Below are 20,503 nucleotides of genomic sequence, written 5' to 3'. Positions count from 1 at the left end.
GGTCGGATGACCGGTCCGCACACCAGCAACGGGCACCGTCCGGTGCTCTACGTCATCGCCTGCGGTTCGCCGCTGGCTCGTCACGTCGGCCGGCTGGTCGACCTCGCCCAGCAGGACGGCTGGCAGGTCTGCGTGGTCACCACGCCGGACGGGGCGAAGTTCGTCGACCGGACGGCGTTGGCCCGGCAGAGCGGCCACCCGGTCCGTACCTACTACAAGAACCCGGGCGACCCGGACGTGCTGCCCCCGGCGGACGCCATGCTGGTCTGCCCCGCGACGGTGAACACCGTCAACAAGTGGGCGGTCGGCATCGCCGACACGCTCGCCCTCGGGCTGCTGGTCGAGGGGCAGGGGATGGGCGTGCCGATCGCCGCCGTGCCGTACACGAACGTGGCGATGGCCGCGCACCCGGCGTTCCGGGCCAGCCTGGTCCGGTTGCGCGAGTGGGGGGTCCGGGTGGTCTTCGGCGACCACGTCGTGCCGCTGCACCCGCCCGGCACCGGCGAGCGGCACCTGGACGCCTTTCCGTGGGGAGCCGGCCTGGCCGCGCTGCGCGGCGCGCCACGCCCGGTCGCCCCGGTCGGCTGACGGGCTCCGCACCGGCCGGCGGGATCCGCCCGCCGGCCCGGTCCGGGCCAGGCGGCCCGCACGAGGCCCCGACGCCGGTAAGCTGGCCGGCCGTGAGCACAACCGGATCGCCGCCCACGGTCGCTGACGTGGTGGCCGCGCTGGACCGCCGCTACCCGCCCGCCTGGGCCGAGGAGTGGGACCGGGTCGGCCTGGTGCTCGGCGAGCCGGCCACCCCGGTCCGGCGGGTCGCCTGCGTGGTCGACGTGGTCCCGGAGACGGTGGCGGAGGCGCTCGCCGCCGGGGCCGACATGATCGTCGCGCACCACCCGCTGCTGCTGCGTGGGGTCTCCTCGGTGGCCGCCACCACGTACAAGGGGCGGATCGTGCACCGGCTGATCAAGGCGGACGTGGCGCTGTACGTGGCGCACACCAACGCCGACGTGGCCGACCCCGGGGTGTCCGACGCCCTGGCCGCCCGGTTCGGGCTGACCGGGCTGCGCCCGCTGCACCCCCCGCCCCCCGGCTCGCCCGCCGCCGGGCCCGGCCGGGGCATCGGCCGGATCGGGGAGCTGCCCGCCCCGCTGACCCTGGCCGAGCTGACCCGGCAGGCCGCCGCCGTGCTCCCCGTCACCGCCTGGGGAGTTCGCGCCGCCGGGGATCCCGGGCGTATGGTTCGTACCCTCGCCGTCAGCGGCGGCTCGGGGGACAGCTTCCTCGCCGAGGCGACCGCGGCCGGGGTGGACGCGTTCCTCACCGCCGACCTGCGCCACCACCCCGCCGGCGAGCACCTCGCCGCCGGCGGGCCGGCCCTGCTGGACGCCGCCCACTGGGCGACCGAGCGCCCCTGGCTGGACGACCTGGCCGCCCACCTCCGGGACGAGCTGGGCCTCGAGACCGTGGTGTCCGACCTGGACACCGACCCGTGGACCGTGCACGCCGCCGCACCCCGACCGGACGACAAGGAGCCCCGACCGTGAAGGCTGACCCCAAGGTGCAGCGCCGCCTGCTCGACCTGCAGGCGATCGACACCGCGCTCGCCCAGCTCGCCCACCGCCGCCGGACGCTGCCCGAGCTGGCCGAGCTGGAGGCCTTGGCGCGCGAGCTCTCCGCGCTGGAGGACGAGCGGGTCCGCGCCCAGGTGGCCGTGGACGACCTGGACCGGGACATCGCCCGGCTGGAGAAGGACGTCGACCAGGTCCGGGCCCGCAAGAGCAAGGACGAGGACCGGCTGGCCGCGGGCAGCGGCCCGGCCCGTGAGCTGGAGGCGCTCCAGCACGAGCTGGCCTCGCTGAACCGCCGGCAGAACGACCTGGAGGACGCCGAGCTGGAGATGATGGAGCAGCGGGAGACCGCGCAGGGCGTGCTGGACGGCGTCGAGCGGCGGATCGCCGAGGCCCGCGACCGGCGCGTCGCGGCCGAGCAGCGCCGCGACGAGAGCCTCGGCGAGATCGCCAAGGAGGAGGAGTTCAAGCGGAGCGCGCGCCAGCCGCTCGCCGGCGACCTCCCGGCCGACCTGGTCGCCCTCTACGACCGGATCCGCACGGACACCGGGCTCGGCGCGGCGCTGCTCACCGGCGCCCGCTGCGGGGGCTGCCGGCTGGAACTCTCCGGCGCCGACCTGGCCCGGATCCGCAAGGCCGACCCGGACGAGGTGGTCCGCTGCGAGGAGTGCCGGCGGATCATGGTCCGGACCAACGAGTCGGGGCTGTAGCCGTCGTGGCGGTGCGCGCGGTGGTGGTGGAGGCCGACGGCGGGTCCCGCGGCAACCCGGGGCCGGCCGGCTACGGCGCGGTGGTCCGCGACCCGGCGACCGGCGAGGTGCTGGCCGAGCGCGCCGAGGCGATCGGCACGGCCACCAACAACGTGGCCGAGTACCGGGGCCTGATCGCCGGGCTGGAGGCCGCCGCCGAGCTGGGCGCGGCCGAGGTCGAGGCCCGGATGGACTCCAAGCTGGTGGTCGAGCAGATGTGCGGCCGCTGGCAGATCAAGAACCCCGGGCTGCGGCCGCTCGCCGCACAGGCCGCCGGGCTGGTCGGCCGGTTCGCCAGCGTGCGGTTCAGTTGGGTGCCCCGGGAGCGCAACAAGCACGCCGACGCGCTGGCGAACGCGGCGATGGACGCGGCGGCCGGCCTGGCCCCGACCCGGCCCGTCGTGGAGTCGCCGCGGATCGTCGAGCCGCCGCGCGAGGTGGCCACCCCCGACTCGGCCGCCCGGGCCGCGGCCCGCGAGGTGGCCGCCCGCGCCGCCACCGGCCGGGCCACCGGCACGGACCCGGCCACCACGCCGGCCTCCTGGGAGCCGCGCCCGACCGAGGAGGCCACCCGGCTGATCCTGGTCCGGCACGGCGAGACCGAGCGGACCGTGCAGAAGCGCTACTCGGGCCGCGGTGACGTGCCGCTGACCGACCGGGGCCGGGCCCAGGCCCGCGCGACCGCCGCCCGGGTGGCCGCCCTCGCGCCGTCGGTCGCGGCCGTGGTCAGCTCCCCGCTGTCCCGGTGCACGGCCACCGCCGAGGCGATCGCCGCGCTGGTCGGCAACCCGCCGGTACGCCCCGACGACGACCTGATCGAGTGTGACTTCGGGGTCTGGGAGGGGTGCACCTTCGCCGAGGTGCGCGACGGCTGGGCCGGGGAACTGGACGCCTGGCTCGCCTCCACGAGGGTCGCCCCGCCCGAGGGCGAGTCGTTCGCCGCGGTCGCCGAGCGGACCGGCCGGGCGGTCGACCGGCTGCGGAAGGCGTACCCGGGGGAGACCGTCGTGGTGGTCTCGCACGTATCGCCGATCAAGCTGGTGCTGCGCGACGCCCTCGCGGCCGGCGACGCGTTCCTGCACCGCCTCTACCTGGACACGGCGGGGGTCTCGGTGCTCGACCTCTACCCGGACGGCGGCGTCGCGGTCCGCTCGGTCAACGACACCGCCCACCTCGCCGACCTCTGAACCTTTGGACGTCGCCGTTCGGCGCACGCCGGCGGCCGCTCGGCGCATCGGCGTCCTCCGGTAGAACGTGACCGCGCTCACAGGGTCGTAGCCTCCGGCCGTCACATGGCAAGTTACGACTTCCCGGAGGTGTGTCACATGGCAGCACCAGAACCGGAGGCGCCGACAACGGCGCGATCCAGGGCGAAGGACCACAGCCCCTGGAACTGGTTGCTCTTCATACCGATCGTGGTGCCGCTGATCCCGGCCTTCTTCAACGCCGACTCGCCCCGGCTGTTCGGTTTCCCGCGTTTCTACTGGCTGCAACTGGCCTGGATCATCCTCGGCGTGGCCACCACCACGCTGGTGTACCAGATGACCAAGAGGCGGGGTGATCGCTGATGTGGCGCGACCACCTGACCGAGATCATCGTCTTCAGCCTCCTCTTCCTGCTGGTCAGCGCCATGGGTTTCGTGGCGGCCCGGTGGCGGGCGCCGCGCGACATGGCGCACCTGGACGAGTGGGGGCTGGGCGGGCGCAGCTTCGGCGGCTGGATCACCTGGTTCCTGGTCGGCGGTGACCTCTACACCGCGTACACCTTCGTGGCGGTGCCGGCGCTGATCTTCGGGGCCGGGGCGGCGGGCTTCTTCGCCGTGCCGTACACGATCGTCATCTACCCGTTGGTGTTCCTGGTGCTCTGCCGACTCTGGTCGGTCTCGCACCGGCACGGCTTCGTCACCCCGGCGGACTTCGTCCGCAACCGGTTCGACTCGCCGATCCTGGCGCTGCTGATCGCCATCACCGGCATCGTGGCAACCATGCCGTACATCGCCCTGCAGCTGGTCGGCATCGAGGCGGTGCTCAAGACGATGGGCGTGACCGGGGACAGCGCGCTGGCCCGGCACCTGCCGATCATCATCGCCTTCGCCATCCTGGCGGCCTACACCTACCAGTCCGGGCTGCGCGCGCCGGCGCTGATCGCCTTCGTCAAGGACTCGCTGATCTACATCGTGATCCTGGTGGCGGTCATCTACCTGCCCTACAAGCTGGGCGGCTGGGGCGACATCTTCGACGCGGCCGACGCCAAGTTCAAGGCGTCACCCGCCCCCGGGGACGGCATTCTGCTCAACGCCAACAACCAACTTCAGTACGTCACCCTGGCGTTCGGCTCGGCGCTGGCGCTGTTCCTCTACCCGCACAGCATCACCGGCGTGCTGGCCAGCCGGAACCGCGACGTGATCAAGCGGAACATGTCCGCGCTGCCGGCGTACAGCCTGCTGCTCGGGCTGATCGCGCTGCTCGGCTACATGGCCATCGCGGCGAACGTGAAGCCGCTCCCCGGCGCCAAGGCCGGCAGCGTGGACGGCAACACGGTGGTGCCGCTGCTCTTCGACAGCCAGTTCCCGGACTGGTTCGCGGGCGTGGCGTACGCGGCCATCGGCATCGGCGCGCTGGTGCCGGCGGCGATCATGTCGATCGCGGCGGCGAACCTGTTCACCCGCAACATCTACAAGGAGTACCTGAAGCGGGACGCCAGCCCGGCGCAGGAGGCGAACGTCTCGAAGATCACCTCGCTGGTGGTGAAGGTCGGGGCGGTGGCCTGCATCGTCTTCCTCGACCCGCAGTTCTCCATCGATCTCCAGCTCATCGGCGGCGTGATCATCCTCCAGACGCTGCCGGCGGTGGCGCTGGGCCTCTACACCCGCTGGTTCCACCGGGGCGCGCTGATCGCCGGGTGGGTGGCCGGCATGGGGCTCGGCATGTGGATGCTCTACCAGATCGGGAACCCGGCGACCGGGAAGAAGCACTTCGCCGGTTCGGCCTTCCCGCTCTCCGAGTTCGGCTTCGACACCCAGAAGACGATCTACGTGGGCATCGTGGCGGTGCTGGTCAACCTGGCGGTGGCCGCGCTGCTCACCCTGGTGCTGCGCGCCGCGAAGGTGGCCGACGGGGTGGACAGCACCACCCCGGACGACTACTTCGCCGACGAGGGCGACCCGCGGGTCACCCCCGGGGCGGAGCGGGACGCGGACGCCGCTCCCGAGCCGGTCGCCTGAGCTGTCCGAGGCCCCGGTCGCCACGGTTGGCGGCCGGGGCCTCGCCATGCGCTCAGCGGCGGCGGGTACGCGATTCGAGGGCCTCGTTGAGCCGGTGCAGCAGGTGCGCGAGGCTCTCCCGGTCGTCCGGCGACCAGGCGGCCAGGATGTCGCCGTAGAGCCGGGTGCGGGCCGCCCGCACCGCGGCCATCCGCTGGAGGCCGGCCGGGGTGGGGGAGATCACCGTGCCGCGCCCGTCGGCCGGATCCGGGGCACGCGCGATCAGCCCGTCCCGCTGCATGGCCGAGACCTGCCGGGTGACCGTGGAGCCGTCCAGGTTCAGCTTCGTGGCCAGCGCGGAGACGTTCTGCGGGCCGGCGCCGGCCAGGTGCCGCAGGATCACGTACGCCGCCCGGTCCAGCACCCGGTGCTCGGCCGTGCCGGTGGCCCGGCGGGTCGCCTCGCCGAGCCGCAGGAGCATCGCGACCTCGGTCTCGATCCGACCGAGGGTGGCCTCGTCCTGACCGGTTCCTGCCGTGTGGTCGTCCGTCATAGCTGTATGATACAACAGATTTACCTGTAACATACAGCTATATGTCTGGAGGCGCGGAGTGGATCGGCGATCCGAACCCAACCGCAGTGCCATCTACGCCACCACGCTGGTGGCCTTCCTCGCCATCGCCGGCATCGCCGTGGTGGACCCGATCCTGCCCGCCATCGGCGAGGCCATCGGGGTCACCGCCTGGCAGGTCGAGCTGCTCTTCACCGCGTACATCGCGGTGATGGCGCTCGGCATGATCCCGGCGACCCTGGCCAGCGGGCGGTTCGGCTTCAAACCGGTGCTGATCACCGGCGTCTCGGTGGTCGGCCTGGCCGCCATCCTCGCCTCGTTCAGCAACGACATCGTCCAGCTCTCCGTGCTGCGTGGCGTCTGGGGCCTGGGCAACGCGATGTTCTTCGCCACCGCCATGGTGGTGCTGGTCAACCTCGCCAACGACCGGGAGTGGGTGGTCGGCCTTTTCGAGACCGCGCTCGGCCTCGGCTTCGCCGTCGGCCCGCTGATCGGCGGCCTGCTCGGCGAGGTGAGCTGGCGACTGCCCTTCTTCGTCTGCGGTGTGTTCATGGTGCTGGCGCTGGCCGTCGCGTCGCGCAAGCTCCGCGAACCGGCCCACAAGCAGCCCCCGGTACGCCTCGGCGCGATCTTCTCCACCTACCGCAAGCCGGCGTTCGTCACCCTCTGCGTGGTCACCGCCGCCTACAACTTCGTCTTCTTCGTGGTGCTCGGCTACACGCCGCTCTACCTGCGCCTCGACGTCATCCCGCTGGGCCTGGCCTTCACCGGCTGGGGCCTCGGCCTGGCCGCCGGCATCCTGTTGATCGGCCACCGGCTGGCGCACCGGATCGGCGCCGTGCAGACCGTCGGCGTCGCCATCGCCGGCCTGCTGGTCTGCATGGTCGGATTCGCCACCTCCACCGGCACCGCCATGTCGCTGGTGGTGCTGGTCCTCGCCGGCCTGTTCATGGGCCTGGCCAACGCCAACCTCACCGACCTTGCCCTCGGCCTCGGCTCCAGCGACCGCCGGGTCGCCACCGGCGCGTTCAACCTGGTCCGCTGGGGCGCCGCCGCGCCGGCCCCGATCATCGCCGGCAAGCTCGCCGAGCACGGGCTGGCCCTGCCGTTCTGGGTCGGCTTCGGGGTGCTCGCGGTCGGCGTGCTGGTCTACCTCGCCTTCGCGCACGTGATGGCCGCCGGCTACGGCGAGCGGGTGCTCTGGTCCCGGTGGAACTCCGCCGCCCGGCGCAACGAGCACGGCCCGGAGGAGCCGGTCGGCGAGGCGTACTGAGCTGCCGTCCTGGCCGGACCGCCCCGATGTCCCGTCGGGGCGGTCCGGTGTCCGGGGCGGTCAGCCCAGCGCGCGGTAGAGCAGGTAGAGGCCGATCACCGTGCCGAAGACCACGATGAGGGCCCGCAGCACCACCGGCGGGAGCCGGCGGACCAGCCGGGCGCCCGCGTACCCGCCGACCAGGGTGGCCGGCGCGACCACCGCGACCGCGGCCCAGTCGACCGGACCGAAGAGCGCGAACACCACGAGCGTGGTCAGCCCCACCATGGCCGAGAGCAGGTTCTTGATGGCCGACACCCGGGCCAGCGTGGTGTCCAGCACCAGGGCCAGGCCGGCCACCAGCATCACTCCGAGCGCCGCGCCGAAGTAACCGCCGTACACGGTGCCGAGCGCGACCATGGCCTGCACGGTGACGGTACGGCGGCGCGGGCTCAGGTCGGCCGGATGGCCGACCAGCCGGCGCAGCGGATCCTGGAAGGCCAGCACGGCGGTCGCGCCCAGCACCAGGAACGGCACCACCAGTTCGAACGCGCGCGCCGGGGTGGCCAGCAGCAGCACGCAGCCGACCACGGTGCCCGCCACGGCGGTGGGCAGCAGCGGCCAGAGCACCCGCCCGCGGGGCAGGTCGGTCCGGCTGCCCGCCACGCTCGCCACGTAGCCGGGGAAGACCGACACCGAGTTGGTGACGTTGGCGGGGACCGGAAGCAGGCCGGTCGCGATCAGGGCCGGGAAGGTGATCAGGGAGCCACCCCCGGCCACCGCGTTCACCGTGCCCGCGGCGAGCCCGGCGGCCACCAGCAGCGCGGCGTCGGAGAGGTCCATGATCCCGCAGGCTAGCCCGACCGCCACGCCCGCGCAGGACCGGCCTCACCGCAGACCGGGGGCGCGGGTCGCGGGGTGGAAATGGCTGGGGCGGCGCCGTCGTTAGGATGAGGGCGCGACGGACGAGTCGACCGGGCGGTCGCGTCGACGGGCTGCGGCCCGTCGCCGAGGAACGTCCGGACTCCACAGGGCAGGGTGGTTGCTAACGGCAACCCGGGGTGACCCGCGGGACAGTGCCACAGAAAACAGACCGCCGGCCCGACACGGGACGGTAAGGGTGAAACGGTGGGGTAAGAGCCCACCAGCATCCCGGGTGACCGGGATGGCTCGGTAAACCCCACCCGGAGCAAGGCCAAGAAAGGGCCGTCACCGCAAGATGACGACCCGCGCAGACGCTTGAGGGCGGCCCGCCCGATGTCTGCGGGTAGGCCGCTGGAGCCTGCCGGCGACGGTAGGCCGAGATGGATGGCCGCCGCCGGCGCGCCTTTCGGGGCGTGCCGGTCACAGAATCCGGCGTACAGGTCGACTCGTCCGTCGCCCTACGGCGCAAATGTCCGGTCCGCTGAACTCGTGAGACACCGGCCCCACGAGTCGCCAGGAGCACAACTTGCCGGGACACAACTAGGATCGTGGGGTGGTTCGGGCGGAGGTCGTACAGGACGAGCAGCGGTTGCGCCGCATCGAGGCGGTAACCGACGCCACGCTGTCCCGACTCGACGTCGCCGACCTCTTCGACGAGATGCTCGACCGGGTGCGTGAGCTGCTCCAGGTCGACACGGCGGCGATCCTCCTGCTCGACGTCCGCGCCCAGCAACTCGTGGCCACCGCCGCCCGGGGGCTGGAGGAGGAGGTTCGGCAGGGTTTCCGGGTCTCCGTCGGCCGCGGGTTCGCCGGCCAGGTCGCGCTCACCCGGCAGCCGGTGATCATCCAGACCGTCACGTCCGACAACGTGGTCAACCCGGTGCTGATCCAGACCGGGGTGCAGTCCCTCCTGGGCGTGCCGATCATGGCCCGGGGCGAACTCGTCGGCGTCCTGCACGTGGGGACCCTGAGGCCCCGGCGGTTCACCCTCGACGACGTCCAGCTGCTCGAGCTGGTCGCCGACCGGCTCAGCCTGGCCAGCCGGGCCCGGGCGAACACCCTGGACCAGTCCGCCGCCCTGGCCCTGCAACGCAGCCTGATCCCCGCCGAACTGCCCCGCCTGCCCGGCCTGGAGCTGGCCGGCCGGTACGTGCCGGGCCACGCCTCCGGCGTCGGCGGCGACTGGTACGACGTCTTCACCCTGCCGTCCGGCTGGCTGGGCGTGGTGGTCGGCGACGTCGCCGGGCACGGGCTCCAGTCCGCGGTCGTGATGGGCCGGGTCCGCAGTGCGCTGCGCGCCTACGCGCTGGTCTGCGACGACCCGGCGGAGGCGCTCACCCTGCTCGACCGGAAGGTGGTCCACTTCGAGGCGGGCAGCCTGACCACCGCGCTGTACGCGATGATCTCCCCCGACCGCGAGACGCTGCGCATCTCCGTGGCCGGCCATCCGCGCCCCGTGCTGGCCGCGCTCGGCCGGCCGAACACCGTGCTCGGCGCGCACATCGATCCGCCGCTCGGCGCCGGCCGCCGGGATCAGGCGCGGCGCACCACGACGGTGGACTTCCCGCCCGGCTCGGTCCTGGTCGCCTACACCGACGGCCTCGTCGAGCGTCGCGGGGAGCTGTTCGACGCGGGCGTGGCCCGGCTGACCGCGGCCGTCCCGCTGGCTTCCGTCGACACCGTGGCCGCCACCGTCATGGCGGCTCTGGACACCGAGCACCCGGCCGACGACATCGCCCTGCTGGCCATCCGCCGGCCGCCCCGCTGACCCGCGTCACCCCGGCGGCCAGTTCCGCAGCAGCGCGTCCAGCGCGTCGAGGGTGCGCGACCAGGTGGCGTCCGTCGTACGCGGCGTGTGCCGGAAGCCGCCCGCCCGCTCCAGCGACACGTAGCCGTGGAAGGTGCTGTGCAGCAGGCGTACCGCGTCCGTCTGGTCGGGCTCGGCGAGCCGGTAGCCGCGCAGGATCGCCCGGGTCATCTCGGCGTGCCGCCGCGCCGCGCTCGCCTCCGCCGTCTCCCGGTCCAGTTGCAGTTGCGCCGCGGCGTACCGGCCGGGATGCCGGGTGGCGTAGTCCCGGTAGGCGTTGGCGAAGGCCACCAGCGCGTCCTTGCCGGCCCGGCCGGCGAGCGCGTCGGCGGCCCGGTCGGCCATCTCCGCCAGGGCCAGCATCGCCACCCGGACCCGCAGCTCCTGGGCGTTCCTCAGGTGGAAGTAGAGGCTCGCGTCCTTCACCCCGAAGCGGCGGGCGAGCGCCGTGACGGTCACGTTCTCGAAGCCGACCTCGTCGGCCATCTCGGCCGCCGCCAGGGTCAGGCGTTCGACCGTCAGCCCCGCACGGGCCATGTGTCCCACCCCACATCTAGTCGCTCTAGTTCTTTACCTAGGGGCTCTAGACTAGTGCCTATGACACCCCTGACTGAGGCTGCCATCCGGGCCTCCTTCGTCAATTGCACCAAGGGCGAGGCGAAGCGCCTGGCCCTGCCCCGGGATCTGGCCGAGCGGCCCTGGGCGGACCTCGACTTCCTCGGCTGGCGCGACCCCGCCGCGGCGGAGCGGGCCTACCTGGTCGCCGAGTCCGGCACCGGGCTGCTCGGGGTGGCGCTGCGGGTGGCGCCGCAGACCGGGCGGGTCCGGCGCAGCATGTGCTCGTTCTGCCTGACCACGCACACCGGGGACGGCGTCTCGCTGATGACCGCCCGCAAGGCCGGGCGGGACGGGCGGGCGGGCAACTCGGTCGGCACCTACCTCTGCACCGACCTCGCCTGTTCGCTCTACCTGCGGGGCAGGAAGAACGCCGGACGGCGCCTCGACGAGTCCATCACGCTGGGCGAGAAGATCGACCGGACCACGGCGAACCTGGCCGCCTTCCTCCATCAGGTCGTCGGCTAGGCCACCGTGCGGACGGCTAAACGATGGCCGCATGGCGTCGAGCCCACCGTCCGACCGGCTCGGCGCAGGCGTTCCTCCTCACCATCGCCCTCGGGCCCGACAGCACCCGCCCGGCCCGGACCGTCGCCGCCCTGCTCGGCGCGGCCCTGGCCGGGCTCTGTGCTCAGCTGATGGCCCAAGCACTGGCTACTGGAGACAAGTGACAGCCGCCTGGCCGAGCGGATCGAGCAGCAGCTCGGCCCCGACCGCTGACCCTGCACTCTCGACGGACAGCACCGGCCCGGACGCCGGCGCACCTCTATGTAGATTTCCGATACAGTACGGCCATGCGGCTGACGATCCCGGTGGCGAAGGTGCTCTCCGCGCTCCTCGCCGACCCCGAGGCCCCGCGCTACGGGCTCGACCTGATGAAGCTCACCGGCCTGCCCAGCGGCACCCTCTATCCGGTCCTGCACCGGCTCCAGGCGGCCGGTTGGCTCGCCGCCGAGTGGGAGGAGGTCGACCCGGTCACCGCCGGCCGGCCCGCCCGCCGCTACTACCGGCTCACCGGCGACGGGGTGCGCGCCGCCCGGCTGGCGCTGGCCGAGCTGCGCGCCCTCGCCCCGGAGGGCGGGACGTCCCGGGGCGGGACCGAGCCGACGGGAGCGCCGGCGTGGTGACCCGGCGGCTGGCCGGTTCCCTGCTGCGGGCGGCGGCGCGGCGCTGGCCCGCGGAGCTGCGCGACGACCTGGTCCGGGAGTGGGACGCCGAGCTGCACGTCCTGGCCGGGCGCGGGGAGCGGTGGCGGATGCTGCGCTTCGCAGCCAGCCTGGCCACCAGCCGGGCCGGAACGCCGGTGGTCGACCGGGCCGTGCTGCACCGGCGCCTGCGGCACACCGCCGGGGTGCTGCTGCTCGCCCCGCCGGCCTGCGTCGTGGTCGTCGTGCTCGCCGCCGCAGTGCTACGGGTGGCGTTCGGGGCGCTCGACGTCCGCCTCGACTGGGCGGCCGCGGTGCAGTTACCGATCTGGTCCGGGCTCACCGCCGGGATGGCCGCGCTGCTCGCCCTCCTCGTCACCCGGGCCGCGCGGCGGACCGTACGCACCGGACCGTTGGCCACCGCGCTCGGCGTCGTGCTGCCGATCGGGCTGACCGTCACGGTAGTGCTCGCCGCGCTCGCCGGCCGGGGCGAGCGGGGCCTGCCGGGCACCGTTCCCGGGCTGCTGCTCTGGCTCGCCCTGCTGGTGCCGGCCCTCTGGGGTGCGGGGCTCCTGGCCCGCCGGGGACGGACCCGGCTGGCCTGGGCCGTCGGACTGCTCGGCGCGCTGGTCGCGGCCGACGCCGCGGTCGTCCTGGCGGTGGTCTCCGCCATCCCGGCGACCCCCGTCGGGCCGGTCGGCGACGGCCTGCCCCCGGACACCGTGGACCGGATCTCCGCCCCGCTCTGGCTGCTCACCTGCTGGACCGACTCGTCCCTCGGGCTACCCCGGCCCACCGCCTGGGAACGGTTCCTCATCACCGACCGGGTGCTCGTCGAGCCCGTCTTCTACCTGGCCTGCACCCCGTACGCGGTGGCCTACGCCGTCGCGGCGGCCCGGCCGGCGCCGGCCGCCGAGCCCGTGCCGGAACCCCTCCCGTCGCCCGCCTGACCCGCCGTCCTGCGGGAACGGTTCGGCGCGAATGGGCACCACCACGGGTGCCGCGGCCGTTCGAAGGAGGTGCCGGTCAGCGGGGGCAGGGCAGCCGTTCCAGTGGGGCGGGCGTGGCCACCCGGCGCACCACCTGGGCGAAGCAGGCGGCGGCCTCGGCCCGCTGCCAGCCGAACACCGACGCGGCGGTCTTCGCCACGCGTACCCGGAAGACCAGCCGGACCTCGGCGGCGCCCGCCGCCACCGTGAGGACCTCGACGTCGTCCACGCTGTCGGCGGCCTGCCGCAGGTCCGCCTCCCGCGCCGACGGTTCGGCCAGCAGGACGGCCCGGGTGCGTTGGGCGGTGGCCGTCACCTCCCGGTCGGCCCGGCGTTCCAACCGGTGCTGCGACCGGTCCCGCAGCAGCGGCACCCCCAGCGCCAACCCGACCGCCACGAGGGCCGCCAGCGCCATCCCGGCCAGCAGCCCGCGTCGCCGGCGCACCGACCGTCCTGCCCCGAAACGCACCCCGGGATTGTGCGCCACCGACCCGGCAGCCGGCTGCCCCGTCTTCCGCCGTTCCGGCCCGGGACCGCCCTGACCAGGTCTAATGTGGAGGACATTGGCGACTATTTACGGCGTTCCGGTGGCGGCCGGGCGGCTCGCGGTGCACAGTGATCGCATGAGCGACGACGGAAGTGGTGGTGGGCACTACTACTGGTGCACCCGACACCACCGGGTCGAGACCGATGCCGACGTGTGCCCTGCGAAGCACGTTCTCGGACCGTACGCCTCAGCCGCCGACGCGGAGAACGCCCTGCAGCACGTGCGGGAGCGCAACGAAGCGTGGGACGCCGAGGACGCCCGTTGGGCCGGGGAGGGCAGGTAGACGGCGCGGGAGAGCCCGCGTCGAGGTGATCCGTGCTCCGCGAGGGCGAGAGCACGTCCCCAGGAAAGGGAACCGAGATGGCCGAAGCACAGCAGGCCACCCGCCCGGCCGCGAAACCGACCGCGAAGAAGACCACCGCCGGCCGGACGGCGACGGTCACCAAGGCGTCCCCGAACGCCTCGGGCGCCGGCGCCGGCCGGGCGCCGGCGAAGACGGGGGTCGCCCGGAAGGCCGCCGCCAAGAAGGTCGTGTCGGCCGCCCGGAAGGCGCCGGCGAAGGCCCCGGCCACGAAGACCACGGCCAAGAAGGCGCCCGCCACGAAGGCCACCACCAGGAAGACCGCCGCGGCGAAGAAGACCACGGCCGCCACGAAGACCACCGTCGCCAAGAAGACCACCGTCGCCAAGAAGACCACCGCCGCCAAGAAGACGACGGCGGCGAAGAAGGCGCCGGCCAGGAAGACCACCACCGCCGCGACGAAGGCCCCGGCCAGGAAGACCACTGCGGCCGCGAAGAAGGCCCCGGCTGCGAAGAAGGCCCCGGCGCGCAAGACCACCACGGCGCCGGCGAAGAAGACCACGGCCGCGAAGAAGGCCCCAGCGAAGAAGGCCCCAGCCAAGAAGGCGCCCGCGGCGAAGAAGGCCCCGGCGAAGAAGACCACCGCCGCCCGCAAGGTCACCTCCACCGGGCAGAAGGCGACCGCCGCGGTGAAGAAGACCGGCGCGGCGGCCAAGAAGACCACCGCGAAGAAGGCGCCGGCGGCGAAGAAGGCCCCGGCGAAGAAGACCACCGCCGCCAAGGCCACCGCGACCCGACCGAGCGGCGGCGCCCGCAAGGCGGCGGCGCAGAAGGCGCCGGCCCGGAAGGCCACCGGCACCTCGTCCGCCACCGCCCGCAAGTCGGTGGGCCGCAAGGCCACCTCCGCGGCGTCGTCGGTCGGCCCGGTCGAAGCACGGACGAGCACTTCGACGGGAACCCACAAGCGGCTCACCGCGGCCCGGAAGCCGGCCGGCACGCGGGTCGTGGCCGGCCGGTCCACGGCCAAGCCGGGGAGCACCCGGCGGACCGCCGGCTGACGTCGGGCGTCCACCGTTGACCGGCGTCCCGCCGGCGACAACACCGGCTCGGCGCGTCTGAGATTGCGCGGCGACGCGGCGTCGTCGGTGCCGGTGAGCGGATCACGCGGGGCGCTGTCAGGATTGACCCCGTGGTGATCCGACGCGTACTGGCGCCCCGCATCGACTTCGGCGCGCTGCGCCGCGAGCTGGGACTCCCCGAAGACTTCCCGGCCGCGGCGCAGCGCGAGGCCGACGCGGCCGCCGCCGCCCCGCTGCCGGCCGTCGCCGACCGGACCGACATCCCGTTCGTCACCGTCGACCCGGCGACCTCGCGCGACCTCGACCAGGCCATGCACCTCACCCGCCGTCCCGGTGGCGGCTTCCGCATCCGGTACGCCATCGCCGACGTCTTCACCCACGTCCGTCCCGGCGGTGCGCTCGAGGCGGAGACCTGGCGGCGGGGACAGACCGTCTACCTCCCGGACGGCAACGTGCCGCTGCACCCGCACACGCTCAGCGAGGGGGCGGCCAGTCTGCTGCCCGACGCCGACCGGGCGGCGGTGCTCTGGACCATCGCCCTCGACAGTGACGGCGACACGGTCGCCGTCACGCTGGAGCGGGCCCGGGTGCGCAGCCGGGCCAAGCTCGACTACTCCGGGGTGCAGCGCGACGCCGACGCCGGCCGGCTGCCCGAGCCGATCGCCCTGCTACCCGAGATCGGTGCCCTGCTCACCGCTCGCGGCCTGCGCCGGGGCGCGATCAACCTGCCGCTGCCGGAGCAGGACGTCGAGCCGGACGGCGACGGCTGGCGGCTGGTGCTGCGCGGGCCCGGCCCCATGGAGGAGCACAACGCGCAGATCTCCCTGCTCACCGGGATGGCCGCCGCCGACCTCATGCTGGCCGGCCGGGTGGGCCTGCTGCGCACGATGCCGCCGCCCCGGCGGGAGGCGGTCGACCGGTTGCGGCTGGCCGCCGGGCCGCTGGGCGTGCCGTGGCCGGCCGGCGCCCCGGTCGGCGAGGTGCTCGCCGGGCTGGACGCCTCGCAGCCCCGGGCGGCGGCCTTCGTCGACCAGGCCGCCGAGTTGATGCGCGGGGCCGCGTACACGGCGTTCGACGGCGACCGGCCCGAGCAGCCGGAGCACGGCGGGGTGGCCGCCGCGTACGCCCACGTGACCGCGCCGCTGCGCCGGCTCGCCGACCGGTACGCCACCGAGGTCTGCCTGGCCCTGCACGAGGGCCGGGAGGTGCCCGAGCACGTCCGGGCCGCGCTGCCGAAGCTGCCCGAGGTGATGGCGACGACCGACCGGACCGCGTCCGCGGCCGCCCGGGGCGCGGTGGAACTGGCCGAGGCGGTGCTGCTGGCGCACCGGGTGGGGGAGACCTTCGAGGCGGCGGTGCTGGACGTGGACGAGCCGCGGCCGGCGGGCAACGGCCGCGCGGGGCGCCCGCCGGGCGGCACCGTCGCCCTGGACGAGCCGCCGGTCCGCGCCCGCTGCACCGGTGAGCTTCCGCTCGGCGAGCGCGTCCGGGTCCGCCTGACCGTCGCCGACCCGGTCCAGCGCAAGGTCGCCTTCGAACAGGCGTGAGGCGGGCGGGCGCGGTGATTCTCACAGCGCCCGGCCGCGCTGCCGTGCGGCGACCTTTGCGAGGATGACCGCATGGCTTACGACGCGACCACCCTGCCCGACGTCTCCCGGCTGACCGTCGGCATCATCGGTGGCACCGGCGACCAGGGGCGGGGTCTCGCCTACCGGTTCGCCCGCGCCGGGCAGACCGTGCTGATCGGCTCCCGCGCCGCCGACCGCGCCGCCCAGGCCGCCGCCGAGATCGCCGCCCTGCCCGGCGTGCCGGCGGGCGCCACCGTCTCCGGCGCGGACAACGACGAGGTCGCCCGCCGCAGCGACGTGGTGATCATCGCGGTGCCGTGGGACGGGCACGCCGCCATCGTCGCGGCGCTGGCGGGCCCGCTCGCCGGCAAGATCGTCATCGACTGTGTCAACCCGCTCGGGTTCGACAAGCAGGGCCCGTACGCTCTGACCGTCCCCGAGGGCAGCGCCGTGCAGCAGGCCGCCGGTCTGCTGCCCGACTCCCGGGTCTGCGCCGCGTTCAACCACGTCAGCGCCCCGCTGCTGGCCGACCCTGAGGTCGATCGGATCGACCTGGACGTGCTGATCTGCACCGAGGACCGGGAGCTGGTCGGGGTGGTCGCCGCCCTCGCCGCGCGGATCCCCGGCATGCGGGGCATCTACGCCGGCCGGCTGCGCAACGCCCACCAGATCGAGGCGTTCACCGCCAACCTGATCGCGATCAACAAGCGCTACAAGGCGCACGCCGGCATCCGCGTCACCGACCTGTGATGTCGTACCCGTGCCGCAGGATCGCCGCATGGAGTGGCAACTGGTGATCGACTGTCGGGAGCCGTCCCGGCTCGTCGCGTTCTGGGCCGAGGCGCTGCGCTACCGGCCGCAGCCGCCGCCGGAGGGTTTCTCGACCTGGCGCGACTGGTATCTCTCCGTCGGCGTGCCGGCCGAGGAGTTGGGCGAGGGCGACGGTGCGGACCGGCTGGAGGATCCGACCGGGGCGGGACCGAAAATCTGGTTCCAGCCGGTGCCCGAGCCGAAGTCCCTCAAGAACCGGCTGCACCTCGACCTCAAGGTCGGTGGCGGCCGGGCGGTGCCGGTGGCGCAGCGCCGGGTCACGGTGGACGCCGAGGTCGCCCGGCTGACCGCGCTCGGCGCGACGGTCCTAGGGTCGATGGACGATCCGGCGGACGGCTACTACTCGGTCCAGCTGGCCGACCCCGAGGGCAACGAGTTCTGCGTGGTCTGACACCGGTCACCGGCCACCTGGGTGTGGTCTCCCGTCGCGGCGGTGCGGCCGGCAGCCGGCCGCACCGCCGCCCGGCGTGCGTCAGAAGGTGTGCTCGGCGCTGGGGAAGTCGCCGCCACGGACCTCGTCGGCGAAGCGGCGGGTGGCGTCGGTCAGCGCGCCCGCCAGGTCGGCGTAGCGCTTGACGAAGCGCGGGGCCTTGCCGGTGCGCAGCCCGGCCATGTCCTGCCAGACCAGCACCTGCCCGTCGGTGTCCGGGCCGGCGCCGATGCCCACCGTGGGGATACGCAGCTCGCCGGTGATCCGCTTGGCCACCTCACCGGGCACCATCTCCAGCACCACCGCGAAGGCGCCCGCCTCGGCCACCGCCCGGGCGTCGGCGATGACCTCCTCGGCGGCGTCGCCCCGGCCCTGCACCCGGTAGCCGCCCAGGGTGTGCTCGCTCTGCGGGGTGAAGCCGATGTGCGCCATCACCGGGATGCCCGCCCCGACGATCGCCTCGATCTGGGCGGCACAGCGCCGGCCGCCCTCCAGCTTCACCGCGTGGCAGCCGCCCTCCTTCATGAACCGCACCGCGGTCCGCAGCGCCTGCGTCGGCCCCTCCTCGTAGGAGCCGAAGGGCAGGTCACCGACGATCAGCGCCTGCCGGGTCGCCCGGACCACCGCGCGGACCAAGGGAAGCAGCTCCTCGGCGGTCACCGGCAGGGTGGTCTCGTAGCCGAACACGTTGTTCGCCGCCGAGTCGCCGACCAGCAGCACCGGGATCCCCGCCCGGTCGAAGATCGAGGCGGTGTACTGGTCGTACGAGGTGAGCATCGCCCAGCGCTCGCCGCGCTCCTTGGCGGCGATCAGGTCGCGGGTGCGGACCCGGCGGGTGGCCGGCCCGCCGTAGAGGGCGGTCACCTCGGTCGGGGTGGACTCCACCATGACTCTCTCCTTCCTCGAGGCCGCGTTCGCGGTCCCCGGGTTCCGCCGCGATCGTCGCACCGGGACAGCGGCCGGGGGCAGGGCGGAGTGGAGGATTTCACTCCCGGCAGCCGGGCCGCCGGGGAGCGGGTCAGCCGTCCTCGCGCCAGCGGTTGGTGATCGGCAGCCGCCGGTCCCGGCCGAACGCCTTGATGGAGATCTTGGTGCCGGGGGCGGACTGCCGGCGCTTGTACTCGGCGGTATCCACCATCCGCAGCACCCGGTCCACGATCGCCGGGTCGTGACCCGACTCGACCAGGCCGTCCCGGCCCAGGTCGCCGTCGACGTAGCCGATCAGGATCGGGTCGAGCACGTCGTACTCCGGGAGGCTGTCGCTGTCGAGCTGGCCCGGGCTCAGCTCGGCCGACGGCGGCTTGCCGATCGAGCTCTCCGGGATCGGCGGCGTCTCGCCGCGCTGCTCCGCTTCGGCGTTGCGCCACTTGGCCAGCCGCCAGATCAGCGTCTTCCAGACGTCCTTGACCGGGTTGTAGCCGCCCACCGAGTCGCCGTACAGGGTGGAGTAGCCGACCGCCAGCTCGCTCTTGTTGCCGGTGGTGAGGACCAGGTGGCCCTCCTGGTTCGACAGCGCCATGAGGATCACGCCGCGCACCCGGGCCTGGAGGTTCTCCACGGTCACCCCGGCGAGCGACATGTTGGCCAGGAAGGTGTCCACCATGGGCTGGATCGGTTCGATCCGGAAGTCGAGGCGGGTGCGCTTGGCCAGCTCCTCGGCGTCGGCCCGGGAGTGCTCGGAGGAGTGCTGGCTGGGCAGCGACACCCCGACCACCCGGTCCGGGCCGAGCGCGTCGACGGCCAGCGCCGCCACCACCGCCGAGTCGATGCCGCCGGAGAGGCCGAGCACCACCGAGGGGAACCGGTTCTTGTTGACGTAGTCGCGCAGGCCCAGCACCAGCGCCTGCCAGACCTCCGCCTCGTCGGCGACCGGCTCGATGATCCCGCCGACCGCGACCTCGCCCACGGGAGCCGGCGGCAGGATGTCGCTGACCTTGGCCCGGACGATCCGCATGTCGTCGGCCCGCTCCTCGACGTCGACCGGCTCCTTGGCCGGCGGCAGGTCCAGGTCGTGCACCAGCAGGTGCTCGACGAACTGGGGCGCCCGGGCGAGCAGCGTGCCGTTCGCGTCGACGATCATCGAGTCGCCGTCGTAGACCAGCTCGTCCTGGCCACCGACCATGTTCACGTACGCGATGGCGGCGTCGGCCTCGGCCGCCCGGCGGCGGACCAGCGGCAGGCGGATGTCGTCCTTGTTCAGCTCGTACGGCGAGCCGTTGATGTTGAGCACCAGCCCGACGCCCGCGTGGCGGGCCACCGCGAACGGGCCGCCGGCCTGCCAGAGGTCCTCGCAGATGGTCAGCGCGACGTCCACCCCGCCGATCCGGACCACGGTCAGCGTGTCACCGGAGACGAAGTAGCGATCCTCGTCGAAGACGCCGTAGTTGGGCAGGTGGTGCTTGAAGTAGGTGGCCACCACCGCCCCGCCGTGCAGCAGCGCGGCCGCGTTGCGGGCCCCCTTGCCCGGCTCGGCGTCGGCGCTGACCTGCGGCGGGCCGTCCGCGTCCAGGTAGCCCACCAGGATCGGCAGGTCACCGAGGCCGTCGGCGGCCAGGTCGGCGGCGAGCCGGTGCAGGGCGGCCCGCGAGGCGGCGACGAAGGACCGGCGGAAGACCAGGTCCTCGACCGGGTAACCGGTCAGCATCAGCTCCGGGAAGAGGGCGAGCTGGGCGCCGGCGTCGGCGGCCTTGCGGGCCCAGGTGCGGACCAGGTCGGCGTTGCCGGCGATGTCGCCGACCGTCGGGTCGACCTGGCACAGGGCGAGACGCAGGGTGGGCATGCCCTCATCTTGCCCCAGCCGGAGGGGCCGAATCGGACCGGACGCGGGAGACACCGGACCTCGTTCCGGCCGTCTCCCCGGGCGGGACACGGCAGGACACCCGGTGGGTGGGGGCGTAACGTCGGCGTAACGAGACCGGTGGA

At 73.9% G+C, this 20,503-nt stretch carries 23 protein-coding genes and 1 other RNA gene; 18 read left to right on the top strand and 6 right to left on the bottom strand.

Annotated elements, in window-relative coordinates; genetic code table 11:
• Positions 1-6: 6 nt before the first annotated feature.
• The 6 genes from AB0F68_RS12325 (at position 7) to mctP (ending at position 5,543) form a co-directional block, all read left to right on the top strand.
• Positions 7-588, top strand: coding sequence for a flavoprotein (locus AB0F68_RS12325; protein ID WP_357335753.1), 582 nt, complete (start codon positions 7-9; stop codon positions 586-588).
• 128 nt (positions 589-716) lie between these two features.
• On the top strand, positions 717-1,547 hold the full coding sequence (locus tag AB0F68_RS12320) for a Nif3-like dinuclear metal center hexameric protein (protein ID WP_357335927.1): 831 nt from the start codon (positions 717-719) through the stop codon (positions 1,545-1,547).
• Positions 1,544-2,281 (top strand): C4-type zinc ribbon domain-containing protein, encoded by a 738-nt coding sequence (locus AB0F68_RS12315; RefSeq protein WP_357335751.1) that lies wholly within the window; start codon positions 1,544-1,546, stop codon positions 2,279-2,281. The genes AB0F68_RS12320 and AB0F68_RS12315 overlap by 4 nt, the downstream gene beginning before the upstream one ends.
• 5 nt (positions 2,282-2,286) lie before the next feature.
• The gene (locus AB0F68_RS12310) at positions 2,287-3,507 is read left to right on the top strand and encodes a bifunctional RNase H/acid phosphatase (RefSeq protein ID WP_357335748.1); all 1,221 of its coding nucleotides are present in this window, start codon (positions 2,287-2,289) and stop codon (positions 3,505-3,507) included.
• 138 nt (positions 3,508-3,645) lie between these two features.
• Positions 3,646-3,888: a DUF3311 domain-containing protein gene (locus AB0F68_RS12305; RefSeq protein WP_357335746.1), complete on the top strand. Its 243-nt coding sequence runs from the start codon at positions 3,646-3,648 to the stop codon at positions 3,886-3,888.
• The gene (mctP, locus tag AB0F68_RS12300; protein ID WP_357335743.1) at positions 3,888-5,543 is read left to right on the top strand and encodes a monocarboxylate uptake permease MctP; all 1,656 of its coding nucleotides are present in this window, start codon (positions 3,888-3,890) and stop codon (positions 5,541-5,543) included. The genes AB0F68_RS12305 and mctP overlap by 1 nt, the downstream gene beginning before the upstream one ends.
• Before the next feature lie 52 nt (positions 5,544-5,595).
• Here the strand turns inward: mctP and AB0F68_RS12295 are convergent, their stop codons facing one another.
• Positions 5,596-6,075: a MarR family transcriptional regulator gene (locus tag AB0F68_RS12295; RefSeq protein ID WP_357335740.1), complete on the bottom strand. Its 480-nt coding sequence runs from the start codon at positions 6,073-6,075 to the stop codon at positions 5,596-5,598.
• A gap of 58 nt (positions 6,076-6,133) precedes the next feature.
• Between AB0F68_RS12295 and AB0F68_RS12290 the strand changes: the two genes are divergently transcribed.
• On the top strand, positions 6,134-7,366 hold the full coding sequence (locus AB0F68_RS12290; protein ID WP_357335737.1) for an MFS transporter: 1,233 nt from the start codon (positions 6,134-6,136) through the stop codon (positions 7,364-7,366).
• 60 nt (positions 7,367-7,426) lie between these two features.
• Here the strand turns inward: AB0F68_RS12290 and AB0F68_RS12285 are convergent, their stop codons facing one another.
• Positions 7,427-8,188 (bottom strand): sulfite exporter TauE/SafE family protein, encoded by a 762-nt coding sequence (locus AB0F68_RS12285; RefSeq protein ID WP_357335735.1) that lies wholly within the window; start codon positions 8,186-8,188, stop codon positions 7,427-7,429.
• Between the two features lie 123 nt (positions 8,189-8,311).
• On the opposite strand from AB0F68_RS12285, the gene rnpB reads away from it, so the two are divergent.
• An RNA gene (gene rnpB, locus AB0F68_RS12280) (RNase P RNA component class A) lies at positions 8,312-8,722 on the top strand.
• 100 nt (positions 8,723-8,822) lie between these two features.
• Entirely contained in the window at positions 8,823-10,037 is a 1,215-nt protein-coding gene (locus AB0F68_RS12275) for a GAF domain-containing SpoIIE family protein phosphatase (protein WP_357335732.1), read from the top strand.
• Positions 10,038-10,043: 6 nt separating this feature from the next.
• On the opposite strand, the gene AB0F68_RS12270 is transcribed toward AB0F68_RS12275, so the two are convergent.
• Positions 10,044-10,613 carry a WHG domain-containing protein gene (locus AB0F68_RS12270; RefSeq protein ID WP_357335730.1) on the bottom strand — a complete coding sequence of 190 codons (570 nt, stop codon included), beginning with the start codon at positions 10,611-10,613 and terminating at the stop codon, positions 10,044-10,046.
• A 60-nt stretch (positions 10,614-10,673) separates the two neighbouring features.
• Here AB0F68_RS12270 and AB0F68_RS12265 point away from each other — a divergent pair, with 60 nt between their 5' ends.
• The 4 genes from AB0F68_RS12265 (at position 10,674) to AB0F68_RS12250 (ending at position 12,786) form a co-directional block, all read left to right on the top strand.
• Positions 10,674-11,159, top strand: coding sequence for an FBP domain-containing protein (locus AB0F68_RS12265; RefSeq protein ID WP_357335728.1), 486 nt, complete (start codon positions 10,674-10,676; stop codon positions 11,157-11,159).
• A gap of 23 nt (positions 11,160-11,182) precedes the next feature.
• Entirely contained in the window at positions 11,183-11,362 is a 180-nt protein-coding gene (locus tag AB0F68_RS12260) for a hypothetical protein (protein ID WP_357335726.1), read from the top strand.
• Between the two features lie 123 nt (positions 11,363-11,485).
• Positions 11,486-11,818, top strand: coding sequence for a PadR family transcriptional regulator (locus AB0F68_RS12255; protein ID WP_357335724.1), 333 nt, complete (start codon positions 11,486-11,488; stop codon positions 11,816-11,818).
• Entirely contained in the window at positions 11,812-12,786 is a 975-nt protein-coding gene (locus AB0F68_RS12250; RefSeq protein WP_357335722.1) for a hypothetical protein, read from the top strand. The genes AB0F68_RS12255 and AB0F68_RS12250 overlap by 7 nt, the downstream gene beginning before the upstream one ends.
• Before the next feature lie 76 nt (positions 12,787-12,862).
• Here the strand turns inward: AB0F68_RS12250 and AB0F68_RS12245 are convergent, their stop codons facing one another.
• The gene (locus AB0F68_RS12245; RefSeq protein WP_357335719.1) at positions 12,863-13,270 is read right to left on the bottom strand and encodes a hypothetical protein; all 408 of its coding nucleotides are present in this window, start codon (positions 13,268-13,270) and stop codon (positions 12,863-12,865) included.
• Between the two features lie 178 nt (positions 13,271-13,448).
• On the opposite strand from AB0F68_RS12245, the gene AB0F68_RS12240 reads away from it, so the two are divergent.
• The 5 genes from AB0F68_RS12240 (at position 13,449) to AB0F68_RS12220 (ending at position 17,542) form a co-directional block, all read left to right on the top strand.
• Positions 13,449-13,655 carry a hypothetical protein gene (locus AB0F68_RS12240; protein WP_357335717.1) on the top strand — a complete coding sequence of 69 codons (207 nt, stop codon included), beginning with the start codon at positions 13,449-13,451 and terminating at the stop codon, positions 13,653-13,655.
• 77 nt (positions 13,656-13,732) lie between these two features.
• Complete coding sequence (locus AB0F68_RS12235) at positions 13,733-14,731, top strand: hypothetical protein (protein ID WP_357335715.1); 999 nt, start codon at positions 13,733-13,735, stop codon at positions 14,729-14,731.
• 131 nt (positions 14,732-14,862) lie between these two features.
• The gene (locus AB0F68_RS12230) at positions 14,863-16,299 is read left to right on the top strand and encodes an RNB domain-containing ribonuclease (RefSeq protein ID WP_357335713.1); all 1,437 of its coding nucleotides are present in this window, start codon (positions 14,863-14,865) and stop codon (positions 16,297-16,299) included.
• 72 nt (positions 16,300-16,371) lie between these two features.
• A complete protein-coding gene (gene npdG / locus AB0F68_RS12225; RefSeq protein WP_357335711.1) occupies positions 16,372-17,070 on the top strand; it encodes an NADPH-dependent F420 reductase in 699 nt (232 codons plus the stop codon).
• Positions 17,071-17,098: 28 nt separating this feature from the next.
• Positions 17,099-17,542, top strand: coding sequence for a VOC family protein (locus AB0F68_RS12220; RefSeq protein WP_357335709.1), 444 nt, complete (start codon positions 17,099-17,101; stop codon positions 17,540-17,542).
• An 81-nt stretch (positions 17,543-17,623) separates the two neighbouring features.
• Here AB0F68_RS12220 and panB read toward each other — a convergent pair whose 3' ends face one another.
• Both panB and AB0F68_RS12210 read right to left on the bottom strand, forming a co-directional pair.
• Entirely contained in the window at positions 17,624-18,469 is an 846-nt protein-coding gene (gene panB, locus AB0F68_RS12215; RefSeq protein ID WP_357335707.1) for a 3-methyl-2-oxobutanoate hydroxymethyltransferase, read from the bottom strand.
• 130 nt (positions 18,470-18,599) lie between these two features.
• Positions 18,600-20,360 (bottom strand): NAD+ synthase, encoded by a 1,761-nt coding sequence (locus AB0F68_RS12210; RefSeq protein ID WP_357335705.1) that lies wholly within the window; start codon positions 20,358-20,360, stop codon positions 18,600-18,602.
• Between the last annotated feature and the right edge of the window lie 143 nt (positions 20,361-20,503).

This window comes from Micromonospora sp. NPDC023966 (genome assembly GCF_040639095.1).
Taxonomy (GTDB): domain Bacteria; phylum Actinomycetota; class Actinomycetes; order Mycobacteriales; family Micromonosporaceae; genus Micromonospora.
This window is presented reverse-complemented; position numbering and strand designations above follow the sequence as displayed.

What these genes read in the sequence shown, in the direction of transcription:
- AB0F68_RS12235 (WP_357335715.1), top strand. Translation starts at nt 13,733, where the DNA reads ATGGCCGAAGCACAGCAGGCCACCCGCCCGGCCGCGAAACCGACCGCG.
- AB0F68_RS12240 (WP_357335717.1), top strand. Translation starts at nt 13,449, where the DNA reads ATGAGCGACGACGGAAGTGGTGGTGGGCACTACTACTGGTGCACCCGA.
- mctP (WP_357335743.1), top strand. Translation starts at nt 3,888, where the DNA reads ATGTGGCGCGACCACCTGACCGAGATCATCGTCTTCAGCCTCCTCTTC.
- AB0F68_RS12285 (WP_357335735.1), bottom strand. Translation starts at nt 8,188, where the DNA reads ATGGACCTCTCCGACGCCGCGCTGCTGGTGGCCGCCGGGCTCGCCGCG.
- AB0F68_RS12220 (WP_357335709.1), top strand. Translation starts at nt 17,099, where the DNA reads ATGGAGTGGCAACTGGTGATCGACTGTCGGGAGCCGTCCCGGCTCGTC.
- AB0F68_RS12295 (WP_357335740.1), bottom strand. Translation starts at nt 6,075, where the DNA reads ATGACGGACGACCACACGGCAGGAACCGGTCAGGACGAGGCCACCCTC.
- AB0F68_RS12260 (WP_357335726.1), top strand. Translation starts at nt 11,183, where the DNA reads ATGGCCGCATGGCGTCGAGCCCACCGTCCGACCGGCTCGGCGCAGGCG.
- AB0F68_RS12265 (WP_357335728.1), top strand. Translation starts at nt 10,674, where the DNA reads ATGACACCCCTGACTGAGGCTGCCATCCGGGCCTCCTTCGTCAATTGC.
- npdG (WP_357335711.1), top strand. Translation starts at nt 16,372, where the DNA reads ATGGCTTACGACGCGACCACCCTGCCCGACGTCTCCCGGCTGACCGTC.
- panB (WP_357335707.1), bottom strand. Translation starts at nt 18,469, where the DNA reads ATGGTGGAGTCCACCCCGACCGAGGTGACCGCCCTCTACGGCGGGCCG.
- AB0F68_RS12255 (WP_357335724.1), top strand. Translation starts at nt 11,486, where the DNA reads ATGCGGCTGACGATCCCGGTGGCGAAGGTGCTCTCCGCGCTCCTCGCC.
- AB0F68_RS12305 (WP_357335746.1), top strand. Translation starts at nt 3,646, where the DNA reads ATGGCAGCACCAGAACCGGAGGCGCCGACAACGGCGCGATCCAGGGCG.
- AB0F68_RS12325 (WP_357335753.1), top strand. Translation starts at nt 7, where the DNA reads ATGACCGGTCCGCACACCAGCAACGGGCACCGTCCGGTGCTCTACGTC.
- AB0F68_RS12270 (WP_357335730.1), bottom strand. Translation starts at nt 10,613, where the DNA reads ATGGCCCGTGCGGGGCTGACGGTCGAACGCCTGACCCTGGCGGCGGCC.
- AB0F68_RS12210 (WP_357335705.1), bottom strand. Translation starts at nt 20,360, where the DNA reads ATGCCCACCCTGCGTCTCGCCCTGTGCCAGGTCGACCCGACGGTCGGC.